The organism is Variovorax sp. 01T432 (genome assembly GCF_056398605.1).
In genome coordinates, this window is record NZ_JBFTPS010000097.1 from 1 (window position 1) to 11,276 (window position 11,276).

General features: G+C 66.9%; 15 protein-coding genes. 3 read left to right on the top strand and 12 right to left on the bottom strand.

What is annotated here, in order from left to right; translation table 11 throughout:
* From AC1DNF_RS34775 to flgB, 10 genes are all read right to left on the bottom strand, one after another.
* The coding region (locus tag AC1DNF_RS34775) for a chemotaxis protein CheW (protein WP_478153381.1) at positions 1-272 on the bottom strand (272 nt) is incomplete at its 3' end.
* Positions 273-307: 35 nt separating this feature from the next.
* Positions 308-1,309, bottom strand: coding sequence for a flagellar assembly peptidoglycan hydrolase FlgJ (gene flgJ, locus AC1DNF_RS34780; RefSeq protein WP_478153383.1), 1,002 nt, complete (start codon positions 1,307-1,309; stop codon positions 308-310).
* Positions 1,310-1,316: 7 nt separating this feature from the next.
* Positions 1,317-2,402, bottom strand: a complete 1,086-nt coding sequence (locus tag AC1DNF_RS34785) for a flagellar basal body P-ring protein FlgI (protein WP_478153401.1) — start codon at positions 2,400-2,402, stop codon at positions 1,317-1,319.
* A 136-nt stretch (positions 2,403-2,538) separates the two neighbouring features.
* Positions 2,539-3,180 (bottom strand): flagellar basal body L-ring protein FlgH, encoded by a 642-nt coding sequence (locus tag AC1DNF_RS34790; protein WP_478153403.1) that lies wholly within the window; start codon positions 3,178-3,180, stop codon positions 2,539-2,541.
* A gap of 158 nt (positions 3,181-3,338) precedes the next feature.
* Positions 3,339-4,121 carry a flagellar basal-body rod protein FlgG gene (flgG, locus tag AC1DNF_RS34795; RefSeq protein ID WP_478153384.1) on the bottom strand — a complete coding sequence of 261 codons (783 nt, stop codon included), beginning with the start codon at positions 4,119-4,121 and terminating at the stop codon, positions 3,339-3,341.
* Positions 4,122-4,173: 52 nt separating this feature from the next.
* Positions 4,174-4,917, bottom strand: coding sequence for a flagellar basal-body rod protein FlgF (gene flgF / locus AC1DNF_RS34800; RefSeq protein WP_478153386.1), 744 nt, complete (start codon positions 4,915-4,917; stop codon positions 4,174-4,176).
* Between the two features lie 46 nt (positions 4,918-4,963).
* Complete coding sequence (flgE, locus tag AC1DNF_RS34805; RefSeq protein ID WP_478153388.1) at positions 4,964-6,184, bottom strand: flagellar hook protein FlgE; 1,221 nt, start codon at positions 6,182-6,184, stop codon at positions 4,964-4,966.
* An 83-nt stretch (positions 6,185-6,267) separates the two neighbouring features.
* On the bottom strand, positions 6,268-6,984 hold the full coding sequence (locus AC1DNF_RS34810; RefSeq protein WP_478153390.1) for a flagellar hook assembly protein FlgD: 717 nt from the start codon (positions 6,982-6,984) through the stop codon (positions 6,268-6,270).
* 27 nt (positions 6,985-7,011) lie between these two features.
* Entirely contained in the window at positions 7,012-7,431 is a 420-nt protein-coding gene (gene flgC / locus AC1DNF_RS34815; protein ID WP_478153391.1) for a flagellar basal body rod protein FlgC, read from the bottom strand.
* A gap of 19 nt (positions 7,432-7,450) precedes the next feature.
* Positions 7,451-7,855 carry a flagellar basal body rod protein FlgB gene (gene flgB, locus AC1DNF_RS34820; RefSeq protein ID WP_478153392.1) on the bottom strand — a complete coding sequence of 135 codons (405 nt, stop codon included), beginning with the start codon at positions 7,853-7,855 and terminating at the stop codon, positions 7,451-7,453.
* A gap of 196 nt (positions 7,856-8,051) precedes the next feature.
* On the opposite strand from flgB, the gene flgA reads away from it, so the two are divergent.
* The 3 genes from flgA (at position 8,052) to AC1DNF_RS34835 (ending at position 9,603) form a co-directional block, all read left to right on the top strand.
* A complete protein-coding gene (gene flgA, locus AC1DNF_RS34825) occupies positions 8,052-8,780 on the top strand; it encodes a flagellar basal body P-ring formation chaperone FlgA (RefSeq protein ID WP_478153393.1) in 729 nt (242 codons plus the stop codon).
* 83 nt (positions 8,781-8,863) lie between these two features.
* Positions 8,864-9,151: a flagellar biosynthesis anti-sigma factor FlgM gene (gene flgM, locus AC1DNF_RS34830; RefSeq protein WP_478153395.1), complete on the top strand. Its 288-nt coding sequence runs from the start codon at positions 8,864-8,866 to the stop codon at positions 9,149-9,151.
* A complete protein-coding gene (locus tag AC1DNF_RS34835) occupies positions 9,148-9,603 on the top strand; it encodes a flagella synthesis protein FlgN (protein ID WP_478153397.1) in 456 nt (151 codons plus the stop codon). Before flgM ends, AC1DNF_RS34835 begins: the two co-directional genes overlap by 4 nt.
* Positions 9,604-9,621: 18 nt before the next feature.
* On the opposite strand, the gene AC1DNF_RS34840 is transcribed toward AC1DNF_RS34835, so the two are convergent.
* Together AC1DNF_RS34840 and AC1DNF_RS34845 are read right to left on the bottom strand one after the other, a co-directional pair.
* On the bottom strand, positions 9,622-10,764 hold the full coding sequence (locus tag AC1DNF_RS34840) for a zinc-binding dehydrogenase (protein WP_478153405.1): 1,143 nt from the start codon (positions 10,762-10,764) through the stop codon (positions 9,622-9,624).
* Positions 10,765-10,766: 2 nt separating this feature from the next.
* The gene (locus AC1DNF_RS34845; RefSeq protein ID WP_478153399.1) at positions 10,767-11,123 is read right to left on the bottom strand and encodes a hypothetical protein; all 357 of its coding nucleotides are present in this window, start codon (positions 11,121-11,123) and stop codon (positions 10,767-10,769) included.
* Between the last annotated feature and the right edge of the window lie 153 nt (positions 11,124-11,276).

Sequence of the window (11,276 nt, forward strand, 5' to 3'; positions counted from 1 at the left end):
AACTGGTCGTAGCTCGGCGTGCCCAGCGAGAACTTGATGCGCATGTCGATGATCGGCACGATGATCCCGCGCAGGTTCACCACCCCCTTGATGTACTCCGGCGCGTTCGCGATCCGCGTCACCGCGTCGTAGCCCCGCAGCTCCTGCACTTTCTGGATGTCGATGCCGTATTCCTCCTCGCCCAGCGTGAAGGTGACGACCTCCAGGCGGCTGCCGCCGACCGCCGGTGCGGCGGCGCCGGTGCGTTGTTGAAAGCTTGCAATCTCTGCCATGAGGTTCCTTGGGTTGGGTTGGGCGTGACTCGGAATCAGCCGAATTTCTGCATGATGCGAACCAGCTTCGCGCCGTACTCCGGGTCGGTCGCGTAGCCGGCGCGCTGCAGGCCGTGCGCGGCGGCCGCTGGATCGTTGGTGGCCAGCACGTTGGCGTAGCGCGGATTGCGCGTGATGAAGTTGGCGTAGTCGGTGAAGGCCTCGTCGTAGGAGGCGTAGGCCCTGAACTTCGCGCGCACGCGCTGCGGCTCGCCGTCCACGTATTCGGTGGTGGTCGTCTCCACCACCGCGCCCTTCCAGTTGCGGTCGGCCTTGATGCCGAACAGGTTGAAGCTCTGGGTGCCGTCGTCGGCCTTGATCTCGCGCTTGCCCCAGCCGGATTCGAGCGCGGCCTGCGCCAGGATCAGCGGCGCGGGCACCCCGCTGGCCGCGCTCGCGGTCTGCGCCGATGCGCCCATGCGGGCCACGAAGTCGTCGACCTGACCCTGGAGACTGGCGCTGGCGCCGCCGGCGTTGCCGCGCTCGCCGTTGAATCGATAGACGCTGAGGTCGGCGCTGCCGCGCACGGCCGTCGTCCCAGGAGTCGGCGCCGAGCCCAGCGGAATGCCCGTCTGCGGCTTGATCGGAAAGCCGCGCGGCAGCAGCGACATGCCCGCCGTGCCGGAGCTGCCGTCGTCACCGGACGCGGCCACGGGGAGGGTCCTCTTGAGCTGCTCCAGCATCGCCTCGGCCAGGCCCACGCCGCGCCCCGAGAGGTTCTGGGTGAGCTGCTGGTCGAACATCGACTGGAACATCTTCTCGTTGCGGCTCTCCAGAAGGCCGCTGGAGGGCGTCGCCTCGCGCATGCTCTTGAGCACCATGCCCATGAACATCGCCTCGAACTGCCGGGACACCTGCTTGAGGCCTTCCTCGGGCGAGTTGCGCACGGTGCGGCGCAGCGCGTCGACGCCCTGCACGTCCAGCGCGAAGCGCTGGTCCAGCGCATCGGCGCGGCTGGCGTCGCCGCTGTTCCATGTGTTGGCTGCTGATACGCTCATGGGGTCCTCAGATGATCTCGAGCTCGGCGCGCAGGGCACCGGCCGACTTCATGGCTTGCAGGATGGACACCAGGTCCTGCGGATTGGCGCCCAGGCTGTTGAGGCCCTTGACGACATCGGCCAGCGAAGCGCCGCCGCGCACCATCTGCAGCGCGCCGCCGCCCTGGTTGACGGAGATCTGCGAGGTCTGCGCGGCCACCGTGGTGCCGCCGGACAGCGCGCCGGGCTGGCTCACCGAGGTATCGGTGTTGATGACCACCGAAAGGTTGCCGTGCGCCACGGCGCAGTCGTTCACGCGCACCGCCTGGTTCATGACGACCGAGCCGGTGCGCGCATTGATCACGACGCGTGCCACCGCCTGCCCGGGCGTGACGTCGATGCTTTCCAGGCGCGCGAGAAAGCCGACCCGCTCCTGCGCGTCGGGTGCCACGACGCGGATCACGCGCGCGTCCATGGCTTCGGCGGTGCCGCCGCCGAACTGGCGGTTGATGGCGTCGACCGCGCGCTGCACGGTGCCGAAGTCGGAGCGATTGAGTTCGAGCGAGAAGGCGCCGTCGCTGCCCACGGGTGCCTCGACCGCGCGTTCGACCTGCGCGCCGGCCGGGATGCGGCCCGAGCTCAGCTGGTTGATCTGCACCTTGCTGCCGTTGGCCGAGGCGCCCGCGCCGCCGACCACCATGTTGCCCTGGGCGATGGCGTAGGTCTGGCCGTCGACGCCCTTGAGCGGCGTCATCAGCAGCGTGCCGCCGCGCAGGCTCTTGGCATTGCCCATGGAGGAGACCGTCACGTCGATGGTCTGGCCCGGCCGCGCGAAGGAGGGCAGCGTGGCCGTGACCATCACGGCCGCCACGTTCTTGAGCTGCATGTTGATGCCTGCCGGGATCGTGATCCCCAACTGCTGCAGCATGTTGTTCAGGCTCTGCGTGGTGAAGGGCGTCTGCTGGGTCTGGTCGCCGGTGCCGTCGAGCCCGACCATCAGCCCGTAGCCGATCAGCGGGTTGTCGCGCACGCCTTGAATGGATGCCAGCTCCTTGAGCCTTTCCGCATGCACAGGCGCGCAGATCGCGCCAAGACAAAGCACGGCAAGCCCCAGGCAGGCTCGAGCAAAGCGAAGAGCCCCCCCATCCGGGGAACAGCGCGGAACCGCCTTCGCCGGGCCGCTGCTGTTGCCCCCTGCAAGGGGGAAGGAGGCCACACGAAGTGGGCAAGCCTGGGGGTTTTTCATAGTTTCAAAACGGCATGACGTTGAGGAAGAAGCGCTGCATCCAGCCCATCTCCTGCGCTTCATTGATGTAGCCCTTGGCGGTGTATTCGATGCGCGCGTCGGCCACCAGCGTCGAAGGCACGGTATTGCTGCCCGACACGGTGCGCGGGTTCACCACGCCAGAGAAGCGGATGTATTCCGTGCCCTGGTTGATGCCCATCTGCTTCTCGCCGCTGACCATCAGGTTGCCGTTGCGCATCACGTCCGTCACCGTGACCGTGATCACGCCGTTGAAGGTGTTGTTGGCGTTCGCGCCGCCCTTGGCGTTGAAAATGTTGTTGCCCGACAGTTTGGTGTCCTGGCCGTCGAGCAATCCGCCGAGCAGCTTCGGAATGCCGCCCGAGAAGATGCCGCTGGTGCTGCCGTCGCGGGTGGCATTGGCGCCCGAGTTCTTGGTGGCGTTGACCTTTTCGCTGATGACGATCGTGAGGATGTCGCCCACATTGCGCGGCCTGCGGTCTTCGAACAGGGCATTGCCGCCGGGGCCGTCCTGGAAGATCGCGCCGGCCGAACGCCTGGTCTGCAGCGAGGCGAACGGATCCGCGCGCGCCGTCATCGGCTGGGCCACCAGCGGCTCTTTCGGAATCTGCGCGCAACCGACTGCCATCAGCACAACAAACGGCGCCAGAATTCGCCGCCACCCAGAAACACCGCGGAACCGGCTCCGCCGGGCCGCCGGTGTTGCCCCCTGCAAGGGGGTGGGCGAAGCGACACGAAGTGCGCGAAGCCTGGGGGTGTTCATGAGCTTCATGGGCTTCATGGGCTTCAGAGTTGGGCCAGGCGCTGCAGCATCTGGTCGGAGGTCTGCACCGCCTTGCTGTTGATTTCGTAGGCGCGCTGCGTGGCGATCATGTTCACCAGCTCTTCCACCACGTTGACGTTGGAGCCTTCGACCGAGCCCTGCACCAGCGTGCCGGCGCCGTCGACGCTCGGGTTCAGTTGGGTGGGCGCGCCCGAGGAATCGGTCTCGGCGTAGAGGTTCTGGCCCAGGCTCTGCAGCCCGGTCGGGTTGACGAAGGTCGCCAGCTGGATCTGCCCGACCTGCACGGTGGCCGTGCTGCCCGGCTGGGTGACAGACACCACGCCGTCGCGGCCGACGGTGAGGCTCTGGGCGTTCGCCGGAATCGTGATCACCGGCTGGACGAGGAAGCCGCTGGAGGTGACGAGCTGGCCGTCCTTGTCGGTGTCGAAGCTGCCATCGCGCGTGTAGCTGGTGGTGCCGTCGGGCATCTGGACCTGGAAGAAGCCGTCGCCGGTGATCATCAGGTCCTTCGGCTTGTCGGTCTTGACCGGGTTGCCCTGGGTGTGGATGCGCTCGGTGGCGACCACCTGCACGCCGGTGCCGACCTGCAGGCCCGAGGGCAGGCGTGTCTGGTCGGAAGTCTGGCCGCCGACCTGGCGCAGGTTCTGGTACATCAGATCCTGGAAGCCCACACGGCTGCGCTTGAAGCCGGTGGTGCCGACGTTGGCCAGGTTGTTGGCCACGACGTCGAGCTGGGTCTGCTGCGCGTCCAGGCCGGACTTGGCGATGTAGAGGGAACGAATCATCTGAAAAACTCCTGCGGGGGTTTGCGGGGCGGGATGGGCTGACAGGGTCCTGTCAGCCGTACGCCAGCAGCTTGTTGGCCGCCTGCGCATTGGTGTCTGCGGTCTGGATGGACTTCATCTGCATTTCGAAGCTGCGCGCGTTGGCGATCATGGCCACCATGGCCTCGACCGGATTGACATTGCTGCCCTCGATCGCGCCGCTGGCGACCACCACGTTCGGATCGGCCTCGGCCGGCTGCAGGCCTTCGCGCATGCGAAAGAGCCCGTCCTCGCCGCGCACCAGGTCGGCGGTCGCCGGGTTGACCAGCTTCAGGCGGCCGACCTCGCCGACGCCCACCAGCGGGTCGCCGGCACCGCGCGCGGTGATGAGGCCGTCGGCGCCGATGTTCACCGTGGACCCCGGGGGAATCACCAGCGGGCCGCCCTGGCCGACGACAGGGCGCGCGCCCATGGTCACCAGTTGGCCGTCGACACCGACCTGCAGGTTGCCCACGCGGGTGTAGGCCTCGCCGCCGTCGGGCGTCTGCACGACCAGCCAGCCTTCGCCGCGCACCGCCACATCCAGGTCACGGCCGGTTTCGGAGATCGGGCCGTGGCTGAAATCGGCGCCGGGCGTGGTGGCGGCGACAAAGGCGCGCGTCGGCGCCTCCTCGCCGACCACGGGCACGGCGCGGAAGTTGTTGATCTGCGCGCGAAACCCGGGCGTCGAGACGTTCGCCATGTTGTTGGCGACCGAGGCCTGCTGTTCCATGGCCTGCTTGGCGCCGCTCATGGCGACATACAACATTCGATCCACTGGTTTCTCCTTGAGAGGGGGGTCTTCGTCGGTTCAGGCGTGCGCGTCAGCGGATGTTCATCAGCGACTGCGTGACCTGGTCCTGCGTCTTCACGGTCTGCACGTTGGCCTGGTAGTTGCGCTGGGCGACGATCAGGTTCACGAGTTCCGAGGTCAGGTCGACGTTGGACGACTCCAGCGCGCCCGACTGGAGCGAGCCTTGCTTGGTGCCTTCGCCCGGAACGCCCGTCAGCGCCTGGCCCGACTCGGCGGTCTCGGCCCAGACGTTGTCGCCCTTGGGTTCGAGGCCGTTCGGGTTGGCGAAGGTCGCCAGCACGATCTGGCCGAGCAGTTGGGTCTGGTCGTTGGAGAACTTGCCGGTGATGGTGCCGTCGGGGTTGATGGCATAGGCGGTCAGCGTGCCGGCGGTGTAGCCGTCCTGATTGCGGTCCAGCATGTCATTGGCGGTGCCGACCTGCGTGGTGCCGGAGAGGTCCACGGTGGCGGCGAGCGGCGCGGCGCCGTTGGTGAGGGCCAGCACCGGAAGGGCGAAGGTGCCGGTGGCCGGTGCCGTGAGGTTGCCGTTGGTGTCGAAGGTCACCGTCGTGAGGGGTGCGCCGCCGTTGAGCGCCACGTTGTCGGCGGTGCCGTAGACGTCCCAGGTATTCGCAGGCGCGGCCAGCTTCACGAACATGGCGGCGACTTCGTGCGGATTGCCCAGGGAATCGTAGATCGGCCCGATCGAGTTGGAGTAGCTGTAGGTGTCGGAATCGGTCAGGTTGACCGGTGTCTTCGTCGGCGGCTGCAGACGCGCATCGAGGTTGAACTTCGCTTCGATGGCCGTGGTCGCCTTCGGGCTCATGCTGTTGAACGGAATCACGATCGGCGCCGGTGCGCCGCCCATCACGTTGCCGGCCGCGTTCACGCCGAAGCCCGTGACCTGCAGGCCCTGGGCGTTGGTGAGAAAGCCGTTCTTGTCGCGCGTGAACTGGCCATTGCGCGAATAGGCGACTTCGCCGCTCGGGCTGGTCAGCCGGAAGAAGCCGTTGCCGTTCAGGATCGCCGTGTCGAGCGGACGGCTGCTGGTCTGCGTCACGCCCTGCGAGAAGTTCTGGACCACGCCGGACACCGAGGCGCCGAGGCCGACGCGCGAGCCCGCGTAGATGTCCTGGAAGGTGGCGGCGGCCGACTTGAAGCCGATGGTGCCCGCGTTCGAGATGTTGTTGCCGATGATGTCGAGATTGGTGGCTGCGACGGCCAAGCCGCTGATGCCTTGGGAAAAACTCATGATCGATCCTTATTTCAATGCAATGAAAAGATGGCCTGCAGCGCGACGGCTGCAGCCGAGGAAGAAGGGGTTGCCGCGAGAGCTCAGAGGAACATGCGCACGTCGGCGAGGCCGACGCTCTGGCCCGAGGCCAGTTCGAGCGTCACGCCGCTCGTGCCCTGCTTGACCGCGGCCACTTGCGAGAAGGTCAGCGCGGTGGCATCGACGGGCGTGCCGCTGTTCGAAGCGGCGACGGTGAAGCTGTAGGAGCCTGCGGCCACCACATTGCCGGCGTCGTCCTTGCCGTCCCAGGTCACGGCGTTGACGCCTTCGGTCATCGAGCCGGGGTTGAGCGTGCGCACGGTGTGGCCGCTGGCGTCCTTGATCGTGATCTCGACATCGGCGGCGGTGCCCGGCAGCTGCACCGCGAAGGGCACTGTCGCGGGGTCCTCGCCCTCCTTCGGCGTTGCCGTGTTGAGGGTGCTGCCCGGCGTCAGGACATTGGTGCCGATCAGCGATGCCGACTGCAGCACCTGGTTCGAGCCGGTCTGGTCCACCAGGCCCGACAAGGTCGTGTTGAGCTTCTCAATGCCGCTCACGGTGCTCATCTGCGCAAGCTGCGAGGTGAGCTGCGCGTTGTCCATCGGGTTGAGCGGGTCCTGGTTGTTGAGCTGTGTCACGAGCAGCTTCAGGAAGCGCTGCTCGGTGTCCGCGGCCGAGACGCCGCCGTTCAGGGCCGCGGCCGCATCCGCGGCGCCGGATGCGCTGGCGGCGGCCGCGGCGGAGGAGGAGGCGGCGGCGGGGAGATCGTTGACTGCCATGGGTTTCTTCTTCGGGTTGGGGGTTTGTTACTGGCCGAGGGTGAGCGTCTTGACCATCAATGTCTTGGCGGTGTTGAGCACTTCGACGTTGGCCTGGTAGCTGCGCGAGGCCGAGATCATGTTGGTCATCTCCTCGACCACATTGACGTTGGGCATCGCCACGTAGCCATCGGCATTGGCATGAGGACTCTTGGGATCGAAGACCATCTTGAAAGGCGAGGGATCCTCGACCACGCGCGCCACCTTGACGCCGCCGATGTCCTGCTGGCCGCCGGCACTGTCCACTTCGAAGACGACCTGCTTGGCGCGATAGGGCAGACCGTCGGGACCCGCCACGCTCTCGGCGTTGGCGAGGTTGCTCGAGGTGACGTTCATGCGCTGCGATTGCGCGGTCATGGCTGAGCCCGCGACGCTGAAGATGTTCATGGATGAACCGGGGTATGGCATGCGTGGCTTTCCGGACGGGTTACTGCTGGACCGCCGACATCAGCGACTTGATCTTCGCGTTGAGCACCGTGAGGTTGGACTCGTAGCGCAGCGCGTTGTCGGCGAAGTTGACGCGTTCGACATCCATCTCGACCGTGTTGCCGTCGAGACTGGACTGGTTGGGCACGCGGTAGAGGAGGTCCTTGTCGGGGATCGACGGCGCCTCGACGCGCATGTGGCGCGAGGAGGTGGTGGTCATTGCGAATGAATCCGAGGAGCGGCCCCGCTCGACCGCATCGCTCAGCCGGGCGCTGAAGTCGAAATCCCGCGCCTTGTAGTTGGGCGTGTCGGCGTGGGCGATGTTGGCGGCCAGGACTTCCTGGCGCTCGGCGCGAAGATTGAGTGCTTCGCGATTGAATCGAAGCGCGGCATCCAGCTTGTCCATGTGTTGTTCCATCGGTTGAGGGATCGCTTCCGCACAAGGCGAGGCGACTGATGGAAAGCGAGTCTATGCATGCGTCGCCGTTGCAATGGCTTGAACAAAGGGGGTTTTGGCCTGCACTTCGCGACTTCGGATCGGGGGCGTCTTTCTAGAATGACCGGGCGCCAGTACGTGTCCACATCGCCATGGCGCACACTCAATGAACCACCTTCAGCACCGGCCCCGCCCTCTCCACATCGTCGCGCTCGCACTGGCACTGGCGGGCGGCCTCGGCACGGCCGGGGGCTTCGCCCAGACGCCGCCGGCCGCCCCGCCGGCGGGGACGGCCGAGGGCGCGATCGAGAATTTCGTTCGCACCCAGACGGCCGGCCTGCCGGGCAAGGTCACGGTGAAGCTGCTGGCGCCGGGCGCGGTCGCCCTGCCGCCCTGCGAAGCGTTCGAACCCTTCCTGCCGGCCGGTGCCGCTCCGCGAGGCCGGGTATCGGTGGGCGTGCGCTGCCACGGTGACAGGCCCTGGACGCGCTTCATCCAGGCCTATGTCTCGGTGGAAGGCAGCTATTTCGTGGCCACGCGGGCGATCGACGCCGGCCAGACGCTTGGCGCGGGCGACTTCGCCGAGCGCACGGGCGATCTCGCCCTGCTGCCGCGCACCGTGATCACTGATGCCTCGGAACTCAACGGGGTCGCGGCCAGCAACCGCATCGCCAGCGGCGCGCCGCTGCGCAAGGACACGGTGCGCGGGGTCGTCGTCATCCAGCAGGGCCAGACGGTGCAGTTGGTCGCGCAGGGCCAGGGATTCGTCGTCAGCACCGAAGGCAAGGCCATGACCCGGGCCGCGGTCGGCGCCGTCGTCCAGGCCAAGACGCGCGACGGACGTCTTCTGTCCGGCGTCGCTGACGAGGAAGGCCAGATCAAGCTCGCGCAGTAGCGCTCCTGGCAAATTTCTTGCAATACGTGACTAAAGTTCTTTCCTACACTGCCGATATATGGGTCAGCCTTTGAGGAATCATCGTGAAAATTGATCAACCCGCCCCGTCGGCAATGCCCCTCACCCGCCTGTCGAAGACCGGCGCCCCGGCAACGTCCGGGAGCGATGCCGCCGAGCGTGCCAAGGATTCGGGCCAGGTCTCGGGCCAGGTGCACGCCATGCCGGACACGTCGGGCGACTTCGACGCGGCACGGGTGGCGGCCATCCGCGAGGACATCCGCGCCGGGCGCTATGAAATCAAGCCCGAGCGGATCGCCGATGGCCTGCTGGACAGCGTGCGCAATCTGCTCGATTCGAAGGAACAGCCATGAACGCCCTTCTGGCCCATCTGCGCGAGGAAAAGGCCTGCGTCGAAGAGTTCCTGTCGGTTCTGGACCGGGAGGAGCAAGCCATGAAGAACGGACAGTTCGCCGAGCTGATCCCGATCACCGAAGAGAAGTCACAGCTGCTCAACCGCATGGCCGAACTCGACGTCGGCCGGGTGTCGGTGCAGGTGTCGCTGGGTTTCGAACCCAGCCGTGACGGCGCCGACGCCGCCGCCTTCGAGGGCGGCGTGGAAACCCGCCAGCTCTGGGCCGCCCTGCTGGCTCTCGCCGAAAAGGCCAAGGCCGCGAACCACCGCAATGGATCGATGGTGTACACCCACCTCGACTTCACGCAGAAGGCGCTTCACTTCCTGCAGGCGAGCGCGCAGCTCTTCTATGGCCCGGACGGCACGCGCAGGTCCACCTCCGGCATGGGCACGCGGCTGGCAATGGGCTGAGCCGCCGGCCGAGGCGCCCTATGCCTTGCCGGGATTGAGCAGGTATTTCTCGCCGGTCGCCTGCTTCGAATAGACGGCGATTTCCTCGGGCTTCAGTGCTTCGACGAGCGACACCTCCTTGGTGTAGTGGCTCGCGAAGGTCGTCTTCAGCTCGGCCGCCACGCGGGCCTTGAGCTTGCGCGCCCCTTCGGCGCCGATCTTCTGCAGGAAGTCGAACAGCAGCCATCCGCCCATGCCCCAGGCCATTCCGAATCCGCGCGTGAACTCGGTCGGGCCGCGGTCCAGCCCACCGTAGATGTAGACCTGCTTGTGGGTCGTGGAGCCGTAGCGGCTGTATTCCTTCGCGGTCTTGTTCAGCGCCGCCTCCATGCCGTTGAGGATCTGCCCGGCCAGCTTGCCGCCGCCGGTGGCGTCGAAGGCCAGCGTGGCGCCGGTGGCCACCAGCGCATCGGTCAGGTCCTGCATGAAGGTGGGCGCGCTGGCGTTGCACACATGCTTCGCGCCGAGCGCGCGAAGAATGTCTTCCTGCTCCTTCTTGCGCACGATGTTGACCAGCCCGATGCCGTCCTGGATGCAGATGCGGTTGAGCATCTGGCCCAGGTTGGAGGCGGCCGCCGTGTGCACCAGCGCCTTGTGGCCCTCGCGCCGCATGGTCTCGACCATGCCCAGCGCCGTGAGCGGATTGACGAAGGAGGACGCCCCCTCGGCCGGCGTGGTGCCATCCGGCAGCAGCATGCACTGGGCGACGTTGATCAGGCGGTACTGCGTGTACATCGCGCCGCCGAGCACGGCGACGGTCTTGCCCAGCAAGGCCTGCGCTTCGGGCGACGAGCCGGCGACGACCACCACGCCGGCACCTTCGTTGCCCACGGGCATCGATTCGTCCACGCGGCCCGCCATGCTCTTCATGGCCGCTTCGGGGATGGTCGCGGTCACCACCGGCCTGGACGGCGTGCCCGACAGCCTGGCGGTGCGCATGTCGGCGGCACCGAACAGCAGCCCCAGGTCGGAGGGATTCATCGGCGACGCTTCGATCCGCACGATCACCTCGTCGGCCGCCGGCGCGGCCAGCGGCACCTCGACGAGCGACAACTCGAGCTCGCCGCTGCGCTTGACGAGGGAGCGGAGTTGAAGCGTGGTACTGAAAGCGGGTTTGTCCATGGTCATGGCTGTGTCTCCGGGGGTGGGCTGGCAGTATAGGAAAATGCGGGCCCCGTCTTCGACGCTGACAGCGGCTGCGCAGGCGCAGCTTTGCCCTGCAGCCAGCGCTCGCAAGCCGGGTCCCCCAGGATCAGGCTGCCGCTGACGCCCGAGCCGCAGCGGCTGAGCACAAACAGGATGTCATCGTCCGACCATTCGTTCGGCTCGGCCGGGACCGCGAGCTGACCATGCTCCGCCAGCGCGAACTGGCGGCCCATGTAGCCCTGCGGTCGCATGTCGTACAGCGGGTAAGGCAAACCCTCCCACCATCCGTCGCGCGCTTCGTCGACGACAGGCCACCCGGCCTCACCGATCGCCATCCAGGCGCCTTGTATCTTTCAGGGTCGCTGACCAATAGTGGTCGAAGGCTGTGGGGCTTGTGGGCGAAGGCGGGCGCGGTGGGCAACGCGCAGCGTTGTCCACGGCAAGCCTGCCGGTGCGGCGCCAGCCGCATCGTCCACAAATCCACAGCC